Annotated in this window: 18 protein-coding genes; 8 read left to right on the forward strand and 10 right to left on the reverse strand. The window is 64.5% G+C overall.

All coding sequences use genetic code 11. The annotated features are described in order from the left end of the window. Positions 1-49 precede the first annotated feature (49 nt). Positions 50-961: a LysR family transcriptional regulator gene (locus DOM54_RS13110; protein WP_110716773.1), complete on the reverse strand. Its 912-nt coding sequence runs from the start codon at positions 959-961 to the stop codon at positions 50-52. 147 nt (positions 962-1,108) lie between these two features. Here DOM54_RS13110 and DOM54_RS13115 point away from each other — a divergent pair, with 147 nt between their 5' ends. The 3 genes from DOM54_RS13115 (at position 1,109) to DOM54_RS13125 (ending at position 3,768) form a co-directional block, all read left to right on the forward strand. Beyond that, entirely contained in the window at positions 1,109-2,128 is a 1,020-nt protein-coding gene (locus tag DOM54_RS13115) for a zinc-dependent alcohol dehydrogenase family protein (RefSeq protein ID WP_110716774.1), read from the forward strand. A gap of 109 nt (positions 2,129-2,237) precedes the next feature. Beyond that, positions 2,238-3,113 (forward strand): AEC family transporter, encoded by an 876-nt coding sequence (locus DOM54_RS13120; RefSeq protein ID WP_110716775.1) that lies wholly within the window; start codon positions 2,238-2,240, stop codon positions 3,111-3,113. Positions 3,114-3,234: 121 nt separating this feature from the next. Next, positions 3,235-3,768 carry a PRC-barrel domain-containing protein gene (locus DOM54_RS13125; RefSeq protein WP_240613893.1) on the forward strand — a complete coding sequence of 178 codons (534 nt, stop codon included), beginning with the start codon at positions 3,235-3,237 and terminating at the stop codon, positions 3,766-3,768. A gap of 94 nt (positions 3,769-3,862) precedes the next feature. Here DOM54_RS13125 and DOM54_RS13130 read toward each other — a convergent pair whose 3' ends face one another. The 3 genes from DOM54_RS13130 to DOM54_RS13140 all read right to left on the reverse strand — a co-directional run bounded on the left by DOM54_RS13130 (position 3,863) and on the right by DOM54_RS13140 (position 6,665). Continuing rightward, positions 3,863-4,246, reverse strand: a complete 384-nt coding sequence (locus DOM54_RS13130) for a DUF4168 domain-containing protein (protein ID WP_110603142.1) — start codon at positions 4,244-4,246, stop codon at positions 3,863-3,865. A 159-nt stretch (positions 4,247-4,405) separates the two neighbouring features. Next, positions 4,406-5,701 carry a pyridoxal phosphate-dependent aminotransferase gene (locus tag DOM54_RS13135; protein ID WP_110716776.1) on the reverse strand — a complete coding sequence of 432 codons (1,296 nt, stop codon included), beginning with the start codon at positions 5,699-5,701 and terminating at the stop codon, positions 4,406-4,408. A gap of 46 nt (positions 5,702-5,747) precedes the next feature. Then, positions 5,748-6,665 carry a MurR/RpiR family transcriptional regulator gene (locus DOM54_RS13140; RefSeq protein ID WP_110716777.1) on the reverse strand — a complete coding sequence of 306 codons (918 nt, stop codon included), beginning with the start codon at positions 6,663-6,665 and terminating at the stop codon, positions 5,748-5,750. A gap of 181 nt (positions 6,666-6,846) precedes the next feature. On the opposite strand from DOM54_RS13140, the gene DOM54_RS13145 reads away from it, so the two are divergent. After that, entirely contained in the window at positions 6,847-7,314 is a 468-nt protein-coding gene (locus DOM54_RS13145) for a DUF4174 domain-containing protein (RefSeq protein WP_240613894.1), read from the forward strand. A gap of 79 nt (positions 7,315-7,393) precedes the next feature. Here DOM54_RS13145 and DOM54_RS13150 read toward each other — a convergent pair whose 3' ends face one another. From DOM54_RS13150 to DOM54_RS13160, 3 genes are read right to left on the reverse strand one after another with little or no spacing between them, the layout of a single operon-like run. Beyond that, positions 7,394-8,338 carry a 5-oxoprolinase subunit C family protein gene (locus DOM54_RS13150; protein WP_110716778.1) on the reverse strand — a complete coding sequence of 315 codons (945 nt, stop codon included), beginning with the start codon at positions 8,336-8,338 and terminating at the stop codon, positions 7,394-7,396. Continuing rightward, complete coding sequence (locus DOM54_RS13155; RefSeq protein WP_110716779.1) at positions 8,338-9,069, reverse strand: 5-oxoprolinase subunit B family protein; 732 nt, start codon at positions 9,067-9,069, stop codon at positions 8,338-8,340. The genes DOM54_RS13150 and DOM54_RS13155 overlap by 1 nt, the downstream gene beginning before the upstream one ends. After that, the gene (locus DOM54_RS13160) at positions 9,066-9,818 is read right to left on the reverse strand and encodes a 5-oxoprolinase subunit PxpA (protein ID WP_110716780.1); all 753 of its coding nucleotides are present in this window, start codon (positions 9,816-9,818) and stop codon (positions 9,066-9,068) included. The genes DOM54_RS13155 and DOM54_RS13160 overlap by 4 nt, the downstream gene beginning before the upstream one ends. A gap of 301 nt (positions 9,819-10,119) precedes the next feature. Between DOM54_RS13160 and DOM54_RS13165 the strand changes: the two genes are divergently transcribed. The 4 genes from DOM54_RS13165 (at position 10,120) to DOM54_RS13180 (ending at position 14,207) form a co-directional block, all read left to right on the forward strand. Then, on the forward strand, positions 10,120-11,088 hold the full coding sequence (locus DOM54_RS13165; RefSeq protein ID WP_110716781.1) for a LysR family transcriptional regulator: 969 nt from the start codon (positions 10,120-10,122) through the stop codon (positions 11,086-11,088). Positions 11,089-11,208: 120 nt separating this feature from the next. Beyond that, positions 11,209-12,207, forward strand: a complete 999-nt coding sequence (locus DOM54_RS13170; RefSeq protein ID WP_110716782.1) for a TRAP transporter substrate-binding protein — start codon at positions 11,209-11,211, stop codon at positions 12,205-12,207. A 79-nt stretch (positions 12,208-12,286) separates the two neighbouring features. Continuing rightward, entirely contained in the window at positions 12,287-12,850 is a 564-nt protein-coding gene (locus DOM54_RS13175) for a TRAP transporter small permease (protein ID WP_110716783.1), read from the forward strand. Between the two features lie 55 nt (positions 12,851-12,905). Next, the gene (locus DOM54_RS13180; protein ID WP_110716784.1) at positions 12,906-14,207 is read left to right on the forward strand and encodes a TRAP transporter large permease; all 1,302 of its coding nucleotides are present in this window, start codon (positions 12,906-12,908) and stop codon (positions 14,205-14,207) included. Between the two features lie 101 nt (positions 14,208-14,308). Here the strand turns inward: DOM54_RS13180 and DOM54_RS13185 are convergent, their stop codons facing one another. The 3 genes from DOM54_RS13185 to DOM54_RS13195 form a co-directional block, all read right to left on the reverse strand. Further along, positions 14,309-15,238, reverse strand: coding sequence for a Gfo/Idh/MocA family protein (locus DOM54_RS13185; RefSeq protein ID WP_110716785.1), 930 nt, complete (start codon positions 15,236-15,238; stop codon positions 14,309-14,311). A gap of 95 nt (positions 15,239-15,333) precedes the next feature. Beyond that, positions 15,334-16,893: a sodium:solute symporter family transporter gene (locus tag DOM54_RS13190; protein ID WP_110716786.1), complete on the reverse strand. Its 1,560-nt coding sequence runs from the start codon at positions 16,891-16,893 to the stop codon at positions 15,334-15,336. 263 nt (positions 16,894-17,156) lie between these two features. Beyond that, entirely contained in the window at positions 17,157-20,189 is a 3,033-nt protein-coding gene (locus DOM54_RS13195) for an FAD-binding and (Fe-S)-binding domain-containing protein (RefSeq protein ID WP_110716787.1), read from the reverse strand. Position 20,190: the final 1 nt, after the last annotated feature.

Here is a 20,190-nt window from a genome sequence, read left to right on the forward strand (position 1 = left end):
CACTAATGAAGTCAAGCCACCTCGGCCCCTTCCCTGGCTCGGGCGGTGCTCATGACTCGTCGTCGGCGAACATCATCTGAATGCGTGAGCGCAACCAGCGCTCCGCGGGATCGTTGTCATAGACGCTCTGCCACACCATGCTCAACGGCGATGGAGGGCGCTCCAGCGGCAGTTCGTCCACACGCAGCCCACCCTGCGCCGCCAGAACCTCGGCGGCGTAGTCGGGCACGGTGGCAACCATGTCGGTATCTCGCAGCAGCGAGGCCAGGCTGTTGAACTGCGGTACCGCCAGCACGATGCGACGCTTGCGCCCTTGCTCGGCGAGCAGATCATCGACATAGCCGTTGAGATCGCCATCGAACGAAACCAGCGCGTGGGGCCGCTCGCAATAGTCGTCGAGGGTCAACGCGCCCGGGCGACTGTCCGCCCGCAGTACCTTGGCGCGGCTATGACGCAGGATCTTCTGCTTGGCGTTGGCCGGTAGATCTCGCGCATAGCCGGCAGCCACGGTCACCTCTCCGGTGTTGAGCAGTTGCGGCATTAGGTGGAAATCGGCGCGCCTCACCACCAGCACGATCCCCGGCGCCTCTGTCCGCAGGCGCTTGAGCAGCGCGGGAAGCAGGGCGAACTCGATGTCATCGCTGAACCCGACCCGGAACACCGCTTCGCTGGTGGCCGGATCGAATTCGCTGGTGCGGCTGAGAACGTTGGAGATCGCATCGAGAGCCGGCTGCAGCTGTTCATAGATCTGCTCCGCGCGGGCCGTCGGCACCATCTGGCGCCCGGTACGTACCAGCAGCGGATCACCGAAAACGTCCCGCAGCCGGGAGAGTGCGGCACTGGTCGCCGGCTGGCCCAGAAACAGCCGCTCGGCGGCGCGCGACACACTGCGCTCCTGCATCAGGGTCTCGAATACCACCAGCAGCTTGAAATCCACCCCACGCAGGTCACTACGATTCATTCATGTCTCCCCTCGGCGGGCGGCATCGACCCTCGTCGCGAATGCCGTATCGATAGCCGTTATAGCCACTATCGATCATTGAGCATAGTGTTTGTCCCCCATCGTCGATAGAGTCGAGGACAAGCCCTGGATACATTGAGGTGCACAATGTCACGTGCAATACAGTTTCAACGCTTCGGCGACGCCGACGTTCTGGAAATCATTGAACGCGACGATCCGCACCCCGCCAACGGGGAGGTACTGATCGAGACGGAAGCACTCGGCATCAATTGGCAGGATGTCATGTGGCGGCGCAACATGGCGCCGACATTGGCCCAGTTGCCGGCCGGCTCGGGCAGCGAGATGGCCGGCAAGGTCATCGCCGTCGGCGCGGGCGTCAGCGCGTTCTCGCCAGGTGATCGCGTGGCCTCGATTCCCGCCTTCGACCCCAACCAGTATACGGCACACGCCGAGCGCGCGCTGCTACCGGAGGAGGCGCTCATCGCCTACCCCGGCTGCTTGTCGCCAAGCGAGGCCAGCGTCCATTACGTGCCGTCGCTGGTCGCCTGGCTGGGATTTCGCGAGATCGCCAATCTCCAGTCTGGCGAAACGGTGTTGATCACCGGCGCCTGCCATATCGGCGGGCCCTACGCGGTGCAGGTCGCGCGGGCGCTGGGCGCCCGGGTAATCGCTGCCACCCCCCACGAGGCGGCTGTCGATTACCTGAAGTCCCTTGGCGCCTCGGCTGTGGTCCATACGGAGACTCAGGATCTTGCCACCCGGATCGACAAGCTGACCGATCATCACGGCGTCGACATCGTGCTGGATGCCCTGGGCGGCCCCCAGATGAACCTGCTGGGCGATGTCCTGGCGCCTCGCGGCCGGCTGCTGCTCTACGGCATGCTGGGCGGCAACCAGACCACGTTCCCGGCCCAGGCGGCGTTTCGCAAGAACATTCAGTTCCACGTGCACTGCCTCTCCAATTTCAGCGGCAAGCCTGAATTGGGAATTCCGCAGAATCGCGAAGCGTTGGAGCGCGCCATTGCCGATGTCGACCGCATGACCCTGACGGGTGAGCTCAAGCCGCAGATCGACCATCGTTTTCCGCTCACGGAGATTGCCGAAGCGCATCGCTACCTGGAAACCTGCGCCAATCACCATGGCCGGATCGTGGTCGAGATGGAGTGATCGACCGACCGGGCCTGCGATCGGCTGGCAATCGTGGATTGCCAGCCACGTGACGGATTGACGACAATACCGCTTCCACTTTCGTCGCAATCACGCTCAAGGACCCCCGATGCTCGCTCAACTGTTCGCCGTCATGGCCCCCGTTCTGGTTGGCGCGAGCATCGGGTTCGGCTGGATCCGGCTGGGCTACGGCTATCCCACCGAGTTCGTCACCAAGCTGGTCTTCAACATCGGCACGCCGGCGCTGGTCCTGGCCTCCCTGGCCAATGCCGAGGTCGATCCGGATACCTTCGGGCGTACGCTCGCGACCACCTTCCTGGTGCTCGCCGGCATGGCGCTGGCGAGCCTGGGCGTCGCCAGGCTGTTGCACAAACCCTGGCAGGTGATCATCTCGCCGATGATGTATCCGAACGCCGGCAACATGGGCCTGCCCGTCGCGCTCTACGCATTCGGCAAGGAGGGCTTCACGTTCGCCATGACGGCCTGGGTCGCCAATGCGCTGATCCAGTTCACCGTCGGCATGATGATGGCGACACGTGGCAACCCCTGGAAGACACTACTACGCAACCCTACGCTCTATAGCATCGCGATCTCTCTGACGCTGATGCTGACCGGCATGTCCTTGCCGGCGTGGCTCGGCAATACCGTGCACCTGCTCTCCGGATTGACGATCCCATTGATGCTGATCACGCTCGGCGTCTCATTGGCCAGTATCCAGGCCCGCAACCTCTCCTCCGGTTTCCTGTTCACGCTCTGCCGGGTGCCCATCGCCTTGGCGCTCTCTTTCGCCATCGCCGCCTGGCTCGGCCTGCCGCCGATCGCCGCCAGCGCCGTGGCGCTGCAGATGAGCATGCCGGTCGCCGTCTACAACTACCTGTTCGCTCAACGCTCCCGCCGTGAACCCGAGTACGTCGCCAGCCTGGTGTTCTGCTCGACGCTACTGGCCTTCGTCTACCTGCCTCTGGAACTGGCCTTCATGCTATAGCGACGTCGGCCACTCGCTTGCAAATGCTCGACGAACAGCTACATTACAAAGTGTAATCTTTAAAAGTTAATGGATTACAGGTAGTTGCACGCCAACGAAGCCGCAAGACAAGGAGACGTATATGCAAACTCTGTCATGGAAGCAGACACTCGGCGTGGCCACACTGGCAGCCGGCAGCATGATGATGACCCAGGCCGCAACGGCTCAGGAAACGCAGGACGCGCAGGGCCTCTATTCTGCCGATGAACTGATGGACGCCGATGTCTTTCTCGCCAGCAAGCCGGACGAAGATATCGGTGATGTCGAGGACATCCTGCTGGGCGAGGACATGAGCGTTCAGGCGCTGGTCGTCGAAGCCGGTGGCGTGTTGGATATGGGCGACAAGAATTTCGTGGTCGAGAAAGGTAACTTCACCGTCGAAACCGATCACGACGAAAGTCTCGATGACATCGAATATCGTGTCGTTCTCGACATGGACGACAGTGCGCTGAAGCAGCAGCCCGAGTACACCAACGATTGGTGGCAGAATGCCAAGTCCCAGGCGGCTGAAGCGTGGGAAAACACCAAGCAAGGTGCCTCCAGTGCCTGGAAAGATACCAAGGCCGCCACGTCCGACCTGCTGAACGACGCCAGCGACGCGATCGACAACAACTGATCCCGTCCTCGAATCGGACAGTCGTAAAAAAACCGCCGACTCTGGGTCGGCGGTTTTTCGTTGGGGGCGATCCCGGAGATCGCCCAGCCGGTGCTTACTGCTGGGGCTGCTGCACCATCCCTTTCACACGCTGCATCAGTTGCGGATCCTGCTGGATAGCCTGACCGATCGAGTTGAACTGCTCGACACTCATGCCGCTATCCTGGACCGCCTGAACCATCTCGTCGTTGGCTTGCTGACGAATCTTCTGCTGCTCTCCCTCATCGGAGGCGTTCTGCAGCTGTTCGGTGTAATCCTGAGAGATCATCGCGATATCCTGCGATGCATCAGCGAACTGCTGGAGCTGGTCATCGGAGAAGTTTTGCGCCGGAGCCTGCGCCTGGGCACCGCTGTCGGCGGACTCCTGAGCCATCACAGGCGCGCTGGCGAGACCGGTCGTCATCATTGCCGCCGCGAGAAATGCAGTGATCCTTTGCATGAATACCTCCAGATATCGATTTTATGCGTGTGCCCTAGTGGGATGCCGGTTCGGAGGGAGAGTTCCCCCCAAAATGTTTCTGCCGGCAATTTAATGTATCGCCGGGAAACATCGACACGCTTCGCCGCCGACGATCCTCTCACCATCACTCGCCGTCGATCATGGTAACCATTCCACGATGGCCTGGATACCGGCCCGGATCTTGTCCAGGGCCGGCACCGCCATGGGATCGTCGTAACGTTGCGGGCAGTCTCCCAGCAGCGCGCCGCCATCGAAGTCGACATAAGCCAGGCGCACCGTGAGCTGGGAGGGATCGCAGCCGAATGCGCTCCCCGGTAGCAGCGCCACGCCGGTCTCCTCCAGCAGTCGGGCGGTCAGCTCGGCGCTGGTCGTGATGCCGCGCCGGGCCAATGCTGCCCGATGAGCGTCGAAATCGGGAAACAGGTAGAAGCCGCCGTCCGGTGCCAGCGTGCGCACGCCGGCCGCCTGCAGCCGGCCGGCGCACCAGTGGCCGATCAGGCCCAGCCAGGCCCGTTGACGCTCGAGATAGTTCGTCAGTTCGGGAGTCATCCGATAGGCGATGCAGGCCGCTTCCTGGATGGGGCTGGCGACACTGGACCACGTCTCCGAGGCGATGCCGAGCAGGCGCGCGAACAGTTCACCGCCCAGTGCATCGGGGAGGTGCATCACACCCAGCCGCCAGCCGCCAGCGCCACACCACTTCGAGAGCCCGCTGGTGGTTACTGTGCCCTCGGGGTAGTCGCGGGCGAAGGCGCGGTGCGAGCCGTGGTGGTCCAGCGGACCGTAGATCTCGTCCGCCAGCACGATCACGCCGTGGCGTCGAGCCACCTCGGCCAGCGCGCGCTGCGTCTCGACATCAGGCGAGAGCCCGGTCGGGTTGCCGGGGGCATTGAGGATCAGCAGTCGCGTGCGGCTGCTACCCGCTCGGCAATGCGCCTCGAGCTGCTCCGGTGTGATCTGCCAGCGCGTGTCGAAGCTGGCCGCCAGCTTGACCGCAGGCTGTCCAGCCAGACGCGCCTGCGGCGCATAGGAGACCCAGGCTGGCGCGGGGATCAAGATCTCCGCCTCGGGTAACGCCTTGATCAACGCGAACAGCAACAGTTTACTGCCGGGGCCCACGACAACTCTCGATGCCTGCCAGGGCGTGCCGTCGAGCTCACTGTGAAAACTTGCGACCCTATCCCGTAGCGCCGGCAGCCCCTGGACGGGAAGATACGCTTTCTGGTCTGCATGTCGGGCCAGCGCCTCCACCGCTGGCTCATAGACCGGGAACGGCGACTGGCCAAAGCCGAATTTGATGACGCGTTCCCCGCGCGACTCCAGCCATCGCGACTGCTCATTGATCAACAGGGTGTCGGATGCCGGCGTGGCATCGAGGTCATCGGCATAGGCGCGATTCAGCAGGGCGGCGGCAAGCCCCGGGCGGGCGGTCATGACAACGGTTCTCCTGGGTTCGGTGGGTCGTTGGGGGGTGGGAGGGTCATTCGATCTGCCAGCGGGCGATCAAGGCTTCACGACGGCGAATCGACGCTACCGCGTCGCCCCCCATCTCGTGAGCCATGTGCGACAGCAGCATCTCGATGGTCACGAACAGGCTGCTCATGGGATTGAAGAAAAATGGTCCTTCGGCTGCCGCCAATAGCGTCATATCGGTCATCGTGGCCAGTCGCGCCGTCGCCTGATTGGTCAGTGCGAGCAATCGCGCCCCCTGGTCCAGCGCCTGGCGGCAGTAGTCGACACTGACCCGGGTTTCCGGGCGATAGCTGATGCCCACCACCAGATCGCCCTCTCCCAACTCACGCCCCATCTCGAGATTGACACCGCCAAGAGAGTCGATCAGGCGTACATCGCTGCGCAGGTAACCCAGGTAGTAGGCCAGATAGTGCGCCCCCGCGAAGCAGGCACGCTGGCCGACGACGTGGACTCGTCGGGACTCGGTCAACGCCCTGACGGCACGCGCCAGCGTCGCCTCATCGACCCCTTCGGCCGTTCGGGAGAGGTTGCCCATCTCCTCCTGCCACAGGGTCTGGCGCTGGACGGGATAGCCGCCGTCACTCGGAATCTGACCGAGATCCAGCAGCCGCTCCGCCCGGGTAGAGTAGAAGGCGCCGGTGGTCGCATCGGCGCGGAACAGCGCTTGAAATGCCTTGAACCCCGGCAGGCCCAAGGCGTGCGAGAGTCGGGTCAGGCTGGAAGCATTGACGCCGTGCTGATTCGCCAGCGCCGAGATACTGAGCGTGGCCGCCAGTTCCGGGGCGGCAAGCAGCTGCTCGAGCAACTTGAGCGCCCCCGGCGTCAACTTCGGTGCTCGGGGCTCTCCTCGACGCGCGGCGATCGAGAGCGCCTGCAAGGCGGCGATCGATGTCGGCGGCATATCGAAACCATCGCGATCAGCCATGGTTCACTCCTCCCTTTTCGTTTTGAAAGATTATCCTGACACCCCACCACCTGCAAATATTTTTACTTTTTTAGAAAAAATTTTGCTAAGAATAAGCTTGTTGCCATCCGGGCAGCTTGAACCCCTTGCTGCCCCTGGAGTCACAATGTGGGATTCACAAACGACACTCGAGGGAGATCCCATGAAACACTGGTTGATGACCGGAGTACTGATGGCCGGAGTACTGATGGCCGGAGTCTCGTTCGCGACAGGGGCTTCGGCTCAGGCGAACGGCAACGACCCGGCCAACCCGCTGATTACCGACCGATGGAACTTCCGCCCGCTCATCGTGGTGACGCCGGATGCGGGACAACCCGCTTACCGGCATCTGCGCCAGCAGCTCGAGCGCACCCGGGAGCAGTTCGACGATCGGGACATGGTGTTCTATACGGTCGAGGGAGAGAGCGGCACCCGCCATGGCCGCCCGATGACGGCTTACGAGACCCGGGCGCTGCTCGAGGCCGTCGACGTCAGCCCCGAGCAGGGCGTGACGACGATCCTGGTCGGCAAGGATGGCGGCAAGAAGGTGCAGCTTCAGGGGGAGGTCGACCTCCAGGAGATCTACGCCACCATCGACAGGATACCGATGCGCCAGGCGGGCGACGACTGAAGGGCCGACACTGTATGGCGACCGACGCCCTTGCCCGCCGGCGCCCGCCGACGAACGATGGCAGCGACCCCGTCCACGCTCAGCGCCATAGCGCGAGTTGACGCAGATAGGCTCGCCGCGCCTGCTGGGGAGAGACCGGAGAGAGCCGTATCGCCGTGCCGGGCGCGCACTGCCCGAGACGCGCGCAGGCCATGGGCGACAGCGCCCCCAGACGCGGGTAGCCGCCGATGGTCTGGCGATCGTTGAGCAGGATGATCGGCTGGCCATCCGGTGGGACCTGGACCGCGCCCAGCGGGATGCCTTCCGAGATCATGCCCCCCAACCGACAGCGTAACGCCGTGCCGGTCAGGCGCACGCCCATGCGGTCGGCTCGACTGTCCACCTGCCAGGCCTGATTGAAGGCCGCGAACAGGCTGGCACCATCGAAGTGCGCAATCTGCGCGCCGGTGACCAGCTCGAGCGTGGCCTCCTCCTGCGGCATGGCCGGCGCGAATGGCATCTCGCGGGTATCGGCGGTCGCCGAGGCCGCGATCAACCGATCGCCGACCCGAAGCGCACTCCCCCGCCCATCGAGGCCACCCAACTGCTCACGGGCGACGGTCGAGAGACTTCCCATGAAAGGTTCGGCATCGATTCCGCCCGGCAACGCCAGGTAGGCGCGCAGCCCCGCCCTGGGCTGGTCGAACGCCAGCACCTGCCCCGGTTCGAGAACGAAGCTGCCGTTGGCGGGCAGTGCCTCACCATCCCGCGTGGCGCCGAGATCGGCACCCGCGATGGCCACCGGCATCCGGCTCGTGGCCTGCAGCTTCAACCCGCCCATGGCGATCTCGATGCCAGCGGCATCCGGCGCGTTGCGGAGCAACCAGTTGGCCCAGCCCAGCGAGATCCAGTCCAGCGCTCCGCCTTGGGTCACGCCGAGATGGCGGGCGCCGAAGCGGCCAGCGTCCTCTACCAGCGCCAGCGGCCCGGTGGCCTCGACGACGAGAGCGGCACTCGTTGCCCGGGAGATTTCTGGCGTCGCCATCAGCGCTCCTCCAGCGGCGTGGTGTCGCCGCCCTGTTCGATGAAAGCCTCGCGGCTGATCGGTTCGAATCGGACCCGATCGCCCGGACGAAACAGGCTGATCTCATCGCGCTCGCGATCGAACAGCTCGACGGCGGTACGGCCCAGGATGTTCCAGCCACCCGGCGAGCGCATCGAGTAGATGGCGGTCTGGCGTTCGGCGATTCCCACGCTGCCCGCCGCCACCTTCTGTCTCGGCGTCTTCAATCGCGGCGTGGCCAGGCTCTCCTCGATCATGCCCATGAAGGCGTAGCCGGGGGAAAACCCGAGGGCGAAGGCGCAATAGTCGCGACCGGTGTGGCGACGCACGATCTCATCGGTATCGACGCCCAGGCGCTCGGCGACCCGGGTGAGTTCGGGGCCGACACTGTCGTCGTACCACACCGGAATGCGATGCTCCCGACCGGCCTCGGTGGAGGCCGGTTCGAGCCCTCGCAGGGCTTCGCCGACCCACTGCCTGGCCTCGCGCTGGGAGAGCCGGGCCACATCATAGTGCACCAGCAGCGTGGTATAGGACGGCACCAGGTCGATCAGCACCTCTCCGAACCGATCCCGCAGGGCGTTGTCGGCGGCCAGGATCCAGGGCATGTGCGCCTCGTCGATGGCATCGAACAGCCTGACGATGAGGGCATCCATGCCGACCGTTTCGATACCGAAAGAGGGCGAGACGACGGGGGAAGGTGATTGACTCATGCGTCCGCCAACCGCTGGAAGGCTTCGCGAATGGCTTTCACCGCCGCCACGGACTCGGCATTGTCGCCGTGGACGCACAGCGTATCGGCAGGCAGTCGCAGCTCGCTGCCATCGTCCGCGATCAACGGCTCGCCCTTGGCCAGGGCCACGGCCTGCTCGACGATGGTGCCGCGATCGTGGTGCACCGCACCCGGAAGACGCCGCGAGACCAGGTGTCCCCTGGCGTCATAGGCGCGGTCGGCGAACGTCTCGAACCACAGTGTCACGCCCATCTCCGCGGCCAGTTCGCGCACCGGTCCGGGGTTGGCGGTGGACATCACCAGCAGCGGCAGGTCCCGATCGTATCGAACCACCGCCTGCATCGCCGCCCGCAGCAGATCGAAGTCGCCGGCCATGTCATTGTAGAGCGCACCGTGTGGCTTGACGTACTGGATACGGGTGCCCTCGGCGCGACAGAACGCTTCCAAGGCACCGATCTGGTAGAGCATCAGGTTCTCGACCTCCTGCGGCGAACAGGCCATCGAGCGGCGACCGAACCCCATCAGGTCGGGATAGCCTGGATGCGCACCGATTTTCGCCCCATGGGACACGGCCAGCGCCACGGTCTTGCGCATGACGTCGGGATCGGAGGCATGAAAACCGCAGGCGATATTGGCACAATCGACGAAAGGCATCGCCTGTTCGTCGAGCCCTAACGCCCAGTTGCCGAAACTTTCACCCATGTCGCAGTTGAGCAGGGGCGCGCGCATCGCATTACCTCGTATCGTTGTTGTAGGAAGTCCCGCCTGGGGGCCCATCGCCTCAACCCACTTCAGAAAAGCCCGCCAAGGCAGGACTTTCAGAAGAGAGCCGTGGAAGCTGGCCCCTCGAAGTGGCATCACTGCACTTTAGGAAAACGCCAGCCGCAGGGTCCAATCGTTTTTCGCGATGCGCAGTATCGGCGCAATCTTTCATCCATCACGCGATGCTGGTCCACACGCGCGGGAGAGTTGACGTTCACGGCGCCGCGCCGAAGAATCGGCCATCCGCTTTCGAGTACGAGATCCCCTCATGTTCGACTTCAAGGAGCTCGAAGCCTTCGTCTGGGTCGTCAGGCTGGGCTCGTTTCGCAAGGTCGCAGCGCGCCTGCACCTGACCCAGCCGTCGATCTCCGATCGCATCACCCGGCTGGAGGCGGCAGTCGGCGAGTCACTGCTCGATCGCAGCGCCCGGCCGGTGCAGCCGACACTGCGCGGCAGGGAGTTCTACGCCCATGCAGAACGCCTGCTGGACAGCCGCGAGGAGGCGCTGCAGCTATTCCAGAATCAGGAGGACTTTTCCGGCACGCTACGGCTCGGGGTCATCGAGACCATCGCTCATAGCTGGTTCAGCACCTTCCTGACCCAACTGGCCGAACGCCACCCGCAGCTCACCATCGAACTCACCGTCGATATCTCGCCGGTTCTGCAGCAGCGCCTGGCGGACAACGATCTCGACATGATCTTCGCCATGGATGGTGTCGCCCCCGGGCTATCGGTAACCCAACTGCCATTGGCCACCTACGAGATGGGCCTGTTCGTGGCACCGCAACATGCCGAGCGCCTGCGCCAGGGCGGCGCATCGGCGCTGTCCCGCCTGCCGTTCGTCTCGTTCAGCAAGCTGGCACGCCCCTACGGCGAGCTCGTGGCCTATCTGGCCGAACTCGGTATCGACGATCCCAAGATCCACTGCGCCACCACGCTGATGACCATCGTCCGCATGAGCATCGATGGCGTCGGCATCGGATCGCTACCGGTCTCCACGGTGTCGGACGCCTGCGAGCGCGGCGAGCTGTTGCGGCTGGCACTGCCCACGCCGCTACCGGCGATGTTCTACGATGCGATCTGGCGCACCAGCAGCTATCCCAGCTTCTGCCGGGGGGTCACCCGACTCGCCCAGGAGTGCGCCGCTCGCTACGCCGCGGAACATTCCCCGGATCACGTCGGCGACGGGCAGTGGGAGGAGGTGAAAGTCTGGCCCGATAGTTTGGATAAGAATTAACGATTTGACGCCATCGCCGGCCGACTTGAAGAATGCAGAGGTCCCATGTCCCGAGCATGACCCCTTTCAATAACAAGCGGCGTGCAGGAAGACCTTCTCAATAACAAACGGAATCCAACAATGCGCATACCCCATGTTCAACTGTTGACGATCGCCGTGGCGGGATCGCTCGCCGTCGCGACACCGGCCCTCGCCGACCAGTGGAACCTCGCCTCCCCCTACGGCGATGCCAGCTTCCATACCCAGAACACCAAGCAGTTCGCCAAGGATGTCGCCGACGCGACGGATGGCGAGCTGACGATCAACGTCCACAGCGGTGGTTCGCTGATCAGCCACGCCGAGATCAAGCCTTCCGTGCGCCGCGGCACGGTCCAGGCCGGCGAGATATTCCTCTCCACGCTCTCCAACGAATCGCCGATCTACGAAGTCGACACGTTGCCTGGGCTGGCCGGCAGCTACGCCGACGCCTACGACCTGTGGCAGGCCTCCAAGCCGATCATCACCGAGCTCTTCGCCAAGGAGGGGTTGATGCCGCTGTACGCGGTGCCGTGGCCGGCGCAGGGCATCTACACCGATTTCGAACTGACCGATGCCTCCCAGTTCGAGGGCCTACGGGTCCGTGCGCCGAACATCAACACCCAGCGCTTCGTCGAGAATCTGGGCGGCATCCCGACCCAGACCGAGGAAGCGGATATCCCCACCGCGTTCAGCACCGGGCGTGTCGACGCCATGATCACCTCGGTATCCACCGGCAAGTCCATGTCGGCGTGGGATTACGTGTCGAACTACAGTGATGCCAACCTGTGGTTGCCGAAGAACATCGTCTTCGTCAACAAGCGCGCCTTCGATCGTCTCGACGACGCCACGCAGAAGGCCGTTCTCGACGCCGCGGCCAAGGCCGAGCGGCGCGGCTGGCAGATGAGCAAGGAAGACAGCGCCGAGAGTGCCAAGGCCCTCGAGTCTCATGGCGTCACCGTGAGCGAGCCCAATGAGAAGCTCCAGCAGCAATTGAAAGCCGCCGGCCAGAAACTGTTCGAAGACTGGCAGGCACGCGCCGGTGATCAGGCCCAGCAATTGGTCGATCGCTACCGCGAACGCCAGGCCAAGCAGAGCCAGTAACGCCCATCACGAGGCCCGCCTTGGCGCGGGCCATCCGTTTGCTTGGGCTGTCTCCACTCACACCCGGTGAGTCTCCGTCATGACCTTCAGACTGAATCCGCTCTACCGGCTGGGCGCCTGGGGCGCCGCGGCCTGCATGCTGGCGATCTGCGCCATGGTCACGTTACAGGTACTGCTGCGCTGTCTCGACGCCGTGCTGGTGCTGGTCGGTGCCAGCCGCCTCGGCTACGAGATCAGCGGCGTCTCGGAGATCGCCTCCTACCTGCTGGTCGGCGCCACCTTCCTGAGCCTGGCCTACACCTTCACTCATCACGCTCATATCCGCGTCACGCTGGTCATTGCCCGTCTGCCGGCGGCGACCCGAGTGTGGTGCGAAGTGGCGTGCCTGGCGATCGCGCTGGCACTCAGCGCCCTGCTCAGTTGGGAAGTGATCGGCCTGATCCAGGAGAGCCTCGACTACGGCGACGTCTCCGCAGGGCTGATGGCGATTCCGCTGTGGATCCCCCAGACCGTCCTCGTCGTCGGCCTAGCGCTGCTCTGCCTGGCGCTGCTGGAAGCGCTGCTGACGACGCTGAAGCAAGCGGTGACGGCGCCGTCGCGCTACGTGGCCCCCGGCGACAACGACGACTTCGGCGGTGAGTGACACTTTCGCCGGCTGATGACGCCTCCAACAAGAATCCGAACCGAGGTATCGACTCGTGCTCACGCTCAGTCTTGCAACGCTCTTTACCCTCGCGATCCTGCTCGGCGGCGGCGTGTGGATCGCCTTCGCCCTGCTCGGCACCGGCTGGATCGCGCTGACCGGCTTCTCGAGCTTCGAGGTCGGCCCCATCCTCGCCTCCGACTTCTGGGGTGCCAGCTACGGCTGGGACCTGACCGCCCTGCCGATGTTCGTATGGATGGGCGAGATCCTGTTCCGATCCGGGCTTGCCGACAACATGTTCCGCGCGCTGTCACCCTGGCTCAACCGCCTCCCGGGGCGACTGCTGCACTCCAACATCATCGGCAGCGGCCTGTTCGCCGCCGTCTGCGGCTCCTCAGCCGCAACCTGTGCCACCGTCGGCAAGATGACGTTGCCCGAGCTCGAGCGTCGCGGCTACAGCGAGACGCAGGCGATCGGTACGCTGGCCAGCGCCTCCACCCTGGGCCTGCTGATTCCGCCGTCGATCATGATGATCGTCTACGGCGTGGTCACCGAGCAGTCGATCTCGCGCCTGTTCATGGCGGGAATCGGTCCAGGTCTGCTGCTGCTGGCACTATTCATGCTCTACCTGGTGATCTGGTCGCTGACTGCCGGCAGGCGCGGCGGCGCGGGACACGCCGAAGCGCCGATGCCGTTTCTCGACAAGGTCAGGAACAGCTGGCGGCTGATCCCGCTGCTGGTATTGATCGGCGGCATCCTGGGCAGCATCTATGGTGGCGTCGCCTCCCCCACCGAAGCGGCCGCGGTGGGCGTGGTGCTGTCGATGATCATCGCGCGCTTCAACGGCCACTTCGACAAGTCGATCTTCCTGGCGTCGATGTTCGCCGGACTGCGCACCTCCTGCATGATCGCGTTCATCATCGCCGGCGCCTCGTTCTTGTCGTCGGCCATGAGCTTCACCCAGCTGCCGACGCAGCTGGCCAGCGCCATCGCCGCGATGGGACTGTCGCCCAACGTGCTGCTGGTGATGCTGACACTGTTCCTGCTGGTGCTGGGCTGCTTCCTTGACGGCATCTCGCTGATCCTGCTGGTGACCTCGATCATCATGCCGTTGATCAACGCCGCCGGCATCGACCCGATCTGGTTCGGCATCTATCTGGTGATCGTGGTGGAAATTTCGCAGATCACCCCACCGGTCGGCTTCAACCTGTTCGTGATCCAGGGGCTCACCGGCAAGAACATCTTCACTATCGCCAAAGCGACCCTGCCGTTCTTCCTGCTGATGCTGTTCGCCATCGTGCTGATGCGGGCCTTCCCGGAGATCGTGCTCTACCTGCCGCAGGCGATGAATCGCTGACACCGCGAGCCGCGAAATTCAGCATGTGCTTGTCGCATGAGGAAAGGGCCAGCAACATCAGTCGCTGGCCCTTCTCGTAGCTCGTGTCTCGCAGCTGTCGTCTACTCGACGAAATCCTCCACCGTATGGCGGTATCCCAGCATCAATGAGTCGGCGACATGCCGGAACGGGCTGACGTCGACATCGGAACGGCCCTCGGCAATCAGCTCGGCGAAACGCGCATAGAGCCCGGCGTACTCCGCGTCTGGGCCTTCCTCCTGCAGCTCGCCGTCGATCAGCAGCCGGCTGCCACCCGCTTCCAGCGTCAGCCGCCCGGCATCGGTCTCGACATGAATCTCCCAGATCGGCGGGGTGCCCTGCTGGCGAAAGTCGAAGTCGGCGTGGATCGGCACGTCGTCGCCGTCGACGAAATCCAGCGACGCCGCGATCGGCGTCTGGCAGTTGCCGGGCACCTGCAGCTGGGCGTCGACCAGGTGGAACGGACGCGGCAGGATCGCGGTGGCGATCGACAACGCATTGATGCCGGGATCGAATACGCCCATGCCGCCCGGCTGCCAGATCCAGGCCTGCCCCGGATGCCAGACCCGCACGTCCTCACGCCACTCGATCTCGACACCGCGAATCTGGCGTTCCGCCAGCCAGCGCTTCGCTCCCGCCACCCCATGGGCATGCCGGGAGTGCCAGGAAGCGAACAGCGTGACGCCATGGCGTTCGGCCTCCTCGCGCAGCGTCTCGATCTCGGCCAGCGTGGCGCCGGGCGGTTTCTCCAGCATCACGTGCTTGCCGTGGGCCATCGCCAGTCGCGCCTGCGCCGCGCGTACGCCGGCGGGGGTGCACAGCGACACGGCATCGATCTCCGGCCCTTGCGCGAGCAGCGCCTCGAGGCTTTCGAAATTCGCCACCTCGGGCACGGAGGCGTTGCGACTGGCAACGGCCGTCAGTCGATGGCGGGGGTCATTGGCGATGGCCGGATGGTGCTGGTCGCAGGCAATCTTGCCGTAACCCACGATCGCGAGGCGAAGAATGTCCATGACAGGTCCTTGTGAATAGCAGCCTGAAAATCAGAAGCCGCCCGGCATTGGCATACCGAGCGACCTGGGAAAGAGAAACGGCCCCGACGACGCCCTCAGCGCAGCAGATAGACGATGATGGCGGTGAGCGCCGAAACGATGGCGATGCCGATCATGACATCGCGGGGTACTCGCTCCAATCCCTCTTTGGCGATGACCGCGATATGCGCATCATCGCGGCCCGGCCGATCGCTGGCGCCGAGTCGCGTCATCCAGAACCAGGTGAACAGCGCCGTGGCGGCGAACAGAATGCCACCGATGATGGTGAAGTGAATCGGCAGCACGCCGGTCTCCACCAGCACGAACAGCACTGCGCTGAGCGCATGGCCACTGGCTAGCCCTCGCAGTGCCGCCGACGACCCCAGCGACTTGACCCACAGCCCCATCAGGAAGGTGGCCACCAGCGGCGACGCGACGAAGGCGAACACCTGCTGCAGATACGCCCACAGCCCCGAGAAGTATTGGATCATCGGCCCCCAGAGGGCGGCGATGGCAGCCAGAATGAAGGTGCAGATGCGCCCCCATCTGGCCAGTTGGGCATCGCTCAGGCTGGGCCTGGCCGGTTTGATGAAATCCAGCGTCAGCAGGGTCGCCGAGGAGTTGAGCGTCGAGGAGAGCGTCGACATCAGCGCCGCGATCAGGCCGGCCAGGATCAGCCCGGTAAGGCCGGTCGGCGTGAACTCCTGAACCATTCTCGGATAGACCTGATCGGGGTGTTCGAGCCCCGGCAACAACGGTATCACCATGGCCCCGGGGATGGTCATGATAAAGATAGGCAGCAGTTTCAGCGCCGCGGCGAAGATCGAGGCCCGCCCCGCCGCCTGGATATCCCGCGCGCCCAGCAAGCGCTGCACGACATACTGGTTCATGCTCCAGTAGTAGAAGCCGACGATCGGCACCCCGGTGATCAGGCCGAGCCATGGCACGCTGGGGTCGTCCAACGGCCGAATCAACGACAGTTTCTCCGGGCTCACCGCCTCCTTGACCGTCGACCAGCTGTAGTCGAAGTGGCCGAAGATGATCCAGGTCATCGCCGCCGAACCACCGATGAGCACGCAGGCCTGCATCACGTCGGTGTAGACCACCGCGCGCAGCCCGCCAAAGGCGGTGTAGATGCTGGTAAACAGCGCCAGCAGCGCGCACACCTCCCACAGGTTGGTGCCGGGGATGAACGTGGTCACGATCAGGCCGCCGGCATAAAGGGTGCCGGCGGTATCGAGAATGATCGACAGAAACAGCGTGATGACCGAGAGATACTTGCGCAGCCTGGAATCGAAGCGCCGCTCCATCAGTTCCGGCATGGTGGTGACCCGGGCCCGCATCAGCACCGGCAGCACGAAGATCGCGGTGAACATCAGCACCACGCCAGCCATCCACTCGTAGTTGGCGGCGGAGATGCCGTGCTGGTAGGCGGCCCCGGGCAGGCCGATCAGCGTGTCCGAGGAGATATTGGAGGCGAACAGCGAGAAGCCGATCGCCAGCGGCCCGAGGCTTCGCCCGGCCAGAAACAGCTCCTCAGGCGTTGTCTTGCCTCTGGCCGTCTTGTAGCCGATGAAGGTGACGATCACGAAGTAGGCGGCGATGACCGCGAAATCCCAGAATTGAAGATCTTCCATGAGAGCGTTCGCTTTATGTCATTGGTTGTTGTGATAAGCGATAACGGCGGCGGCGAGCGTGGGCGCACCGCGTCGTTACGGGCACGAGCGTCCCGCTAAGATTTCAGAGTAGCCAGCGACTCGGCAGAATTCCATTTCATGACAGCGAGTTGCATCCCGCAAAGAGGTGCAAGGCGCCCGCCGAAACCCGACGAGCGCCTTGATATCGCCCGCGGCAGAGCTCGCCAGGCCAGGCGCGTTTGGCAGCAAAACAAGACTAATGTCTAATTGGTATGCACCGGCAATGCCGCCGCCAGGACCCGAGCAACGTGCAGCGCCTCGCGCCCGGCGCCATCGAGAATCTGGTGCCGGCAGCTGGTGCCATCGGCCACGATCCAGGTGTCTTCATCCGCCTCGCGCACCGCCGGCAGCAACGAGAGCTCCGCCATCTGGCGTGAGGCATCGAGGTGTTCCGCCTCGTAGCCAAAACTGCCGGCCATGCCGCAGCACGAGGAGGCGATCGCCTCGACCTTGAGTTCCGGAATCCAGCCCAACACCGTCGTCACCGGGGTGAAGGCGTCGAAGGCCTTCTGATGACAGTGACCGTGGACCTTGGCTCGGCCGACCGCCAGCGGCGCGAGCTCCAGCTTCAGCCGTCCCGCCTGCTTCTCCGCCACCAGAAACTCTTCGAACAGCATGGCGGCATCCGCCAGCCGTGTGGCCTCATCCCCCAAACCGTAGTGCAGAAACTCGTCGCGTAGCGTGAGCAGGCACGAGGGCTCGAGCCCGACGATCTTCACGCCTCGCTCGACGTAGGGCATCAGCGTCTCCAGCGTGCGCTGCGCTTCCTGCCTGGCGCGATCCACTCGCCCCGCTGCCAGATAGGTTCTGCCGCAGCACAGTGGCCGTTCACCCTCGAGGATATTGAAATGAACCCGATAGCCCGCGGCTTCCAGCACGCGCCTTGCCGCGGCCGCGTTGTCTCCCTCGAAATAGTTGTTGAAGGTATCGACGAACAGCACCACTTCTGCGACCGGAGGCGACCCCGAACGGGGCGCTTCATCCCTCGCCGCCCGCCGTGTCGTTCGGAGATAATCGCCGGCAAAGATCGGCAGCGACCTCGCCTCGGCGAAACCGAGCCAGCGCTTGGCACGTCCTCCCAGCCAGGAGACGTTCTCGACACGCGCGGCGAGGCGACCGACATGTCGCATCCAGGGCGCATAGCGCGGCAGCTCGGAGACCAGCCTGTCGCGCCATCCCAGGCCACGCGCCTTGACCCGTGCCGCGCGGGCCTCGATCTTGAACTTGGCCATGTCGACGCCGGTCGGGCAGTCGCGCTTGCATCCCTTGCAGGAGACGCACAGGTCCAGGGTCTCGGCGACTTCGTCGCTGGCCAGGCCGCGATCGCCGATCTTGCCCGACAGTACCAGCCGCAGCGTATTGGCACGGCCCCGGGTCAGGTGGCGTTCATCGCGACTGATCCGATAGCTGGGGCACATGGTGCCCGCATCGAACTTGCGGCAGTGGCCATTGTTGTTGCACATCTCCACCGCCTTGGCGAGCCCGTTGGCCGGGTCACCACCGCTGCCGGGGCCGCCCAGCTCGCCGCTCAGCGGGTCGCGGGTCACGTCCCAGGCCGACCAGTCGAGTTCGGTGGCCACCGCAAGGATCTGGTGGTCGGCGGGGAAGCGGAACAGCCGGGCGTCGTCCATCTTCGGCGTGTCGACGATCTTGTTGGGGTTGAAACGGTTGTCCGGATCGAACAGCCGCTTGATCTCGCCGAAGGCGGCATCGAGCTGCGCGCCGAACTGCCACGCCACCCATTCGCCGCGGCAGATGCCATCGCCGTGCTCTCCCGAATAGGCGCCCTTGTAACGGCGAACCAGTTCGGAGGCTTCCTCCGCAATGGCACGCATCTTGGTGGCACCGCCGCGGCGCATGTCGAGAATCGGCCGCACGTGCAGCGTGCCGACACTGGCGTGGGCGTACCAGGTGCCCTCGGTGCCGTGGCGATGGAAGACGTCGGTCAACTGCTCGGTATATTCGGCCAAGTGCTCGAGTGGCACGGCGCAGTCCTCGATGAACGAGACCGGCTTGCCGTCGCCCTTCATGCTCATCATGATATTGAGCCCGGCCTTGCGCACGTTCCACAGCGCCGACTGTTCGGCTCCCGACTCCAGCCCGACGACGCTGCCCGGCAGCCCCAGGTCGCCCATCAGCGTCTCCAGCGCTTTCAGCTGGTGCAGCTGCGAATCGAGACTCTCGCCGGCGAACTCCACCAGCAGCATCGCGTCCGGGCGCCCGATCAGCGACTTTTCCACCGTCGGTCGGAACGCCGGATTCTCCAGCGCCAGCTCGATCATGGTGCGATCGACCAGTTCCACCGCGGCGGGGCCCAGTTCGACGATATGCTGGGTCATGTCCATCGCCTGGTAGAAGGTCGGAAAATTGACCACGCCGAGCACCTTGTGCACCGGCAGCGGCGACAGCTTCAGGGTCAGCTTTCGCGTGAACGCCAGCGTCCCCTCCGAGCCGATCAGCAGGTGGGCGAAATTGGCCCGGCCCTCGGCGTCGTAGGGAATCGGATTGCGGCAGTCGAACAGATCCAGGTTGTAGCCGCCGACCCGGCGAAGCACCTGCGGATAGTGCTCGCGGATCGCCGCCGCCTCGCGCTGCATGATCGCCGCCACCGAATCAGCCAGCCCCGCCAGGGCCGAGCCGGGCGCGATCTCGTCGAAGCGGCCGAAAACCGCCTCGCGGCCATCCGCCAGCGTCGCTTCAAGCCCCAGCACGTTGTGAACCATGTTGCCGTAGCGGATCGAGCGCGAGCCGCAGGAGTTGTTGCCGGCCATGCCGCCCAGCGTGCACTGCGCCGAGGTGGAGACGTCCACCGGGAACCAGAGCCCGTGGGGCTTGAGCCAGGCGTTGAGATGATCGAGCACCACGCCCGGTTCCACCGAGACGGTGCGCGCCTCGACATCCAGCTCGCCGATGCCGGTCAACCAGCGACTGGTGTCGATCACCAGCGCCTCGTTGACGGTCTGCCCGCACTGGCTGGTGCCGCCGCCACGCGGCAGCACCGGCGCCCCGAAATCGCGCGCGACCTCCAGTGCCAACGACAGGTCCTGCTGGTTTCTCGGCACCACCACGCCCAACGGCATGATCTGATAGATCGAGGCGTCGGTGGCATAGCGTCCCCGCGATCCGGCATCGAACGCCACTTCGCCCTTCAACTCGCGCCGCAGCCGGTCCTCGAATTCACTCATGGCGGCACGTCTTGGTTGCCGCGCCACCGGGCTTCTCGGCATCACGCTCATG

Origin of the sequence: Salinicola acroporae (assembly GCF_003206615.1) — a bacterium.
Classification (GTDB): domain Bacteria; phylum Pseudomonadota; class Gammaproteobacteria; order Pseudomonadales; family Halomonadaceae; genus Salinicola; species Salinicola acroporae.

Coding starts and splice junctions, on each gene's coding strand:
- DOM54_RS13195 (WP_110716787.1), bottom strand. CDS start 20,189: ATGAGCGTGATGCCGAGAAGCCCGGTGGCGCGGCAACCAAGACGTGCC.
- DOM54_RS13110 (WP_110716773.1), bottom strand. CDS start 961: ATGAATCGTAGTGACCTGCGTGGGGTGGATTTCAAGCTGCTGGTGGTA.
- DOM54_RS13185 (WP_110716785.1), bottom strand. CDS start 15,238: ATGGACATTCTTCGCCTCGCGATCGTGGGTTACGGCAAGATTGCCTGC.
- DOM54_RS13155 (WP_110716779.1), bottom strand. CDS start 9,069: ATGAGTCAATCACCTTCCCCCGTCGTCTCGCCCTCTTTCGGTATCGAA.
- DOM54_RS13175 (WP_110716783.1), top strand. CDS start 12,287: ATGACCTTCAGACTGAATCCGCTCTACCGGCTGGGCGCCTGGGGCGCC.
- DOM54_RS13130 (WP_110603142.1), bottom strand. CDS start 4,246: ATGCAAAGGATCACTGCATTTCTCGCGGCGGCAATGATGACGACCGGT.
- DOM54_RS13115 (WP_110716774.1), top strand. CDS start 1,109: ATGTCACGTGCAATACAGTTTCAACGCTTCGGCGACGCCGACGTTCTG.
- DOM54_RS13145 (WP_240613894.1), top strand. CDS start 6,847: ATGAAACACTGGTTGATGACCGGAGTACTGATGGCCGGAGTACTGATG.
- DOM54_RS13150 (WP_110716778.1), bottom strand. CDS start 8,338: ATGGCGACGCCAGAAATCTCCCGGGCAACGAGTGCCGCTCTCGTCGTC.
- DOM54_RS13140 (WP_110716777.1), bottom strand. CDS start 6,665: ATGGCTGATCGCGATGGTTTCGATATGCCGCCGACATCGATCGCCGCC.
- DOM54_RS13135 (WP_110716776.1), bottom strand. CDS start 5,701: ATGACCGCCCGCCCGGGGCTTGCCGCCGCCCTGCTGAATCGCGCCTAT.
- DOM54_RS13160 (WP_110716780.1), bottom strand. CDS start 9,818: ATGCGCGCGCCCCTGCTCAACTGCGACATGGGTGAAAGTTTCGGCAAC.
- DOM54_RS13125 (WP_240613893.1), top strand. CDS start 3,235: ATGCAAACTCTGTCATGGAAGCAGACACTCGGCGTGGCCACACTGGCA.
- DOM54_RS13190 (WP_110716786.1), bottom strand. CDS start 16,893: ATGGAAGATCTTCAATTCTGGGATTTCGCGGTCATCGCCGCCTACTTC.
- DOM54_RS13165 (WP_110716781.1), top strand. CDS start 10,120: ATGTTCGACTTCAAGGAGCTCGAAGCCTTCGTCTGGGTCGTCAGGCTG.
- DOM54_RS13120 (WP_110716775.1), top strand. CDS start 2,238: ATGCTCGCTCAACTGTTCGCCGTCATGGCCCCCGTTCTGGTTGGCGCG.
- DOM54_RS13170 (WP_110716782.1), top strand. CDS start 11,209: ATGCGCATACCCCATGTTCAACTGTTGACGATCGCCGTGGCGGGATCG.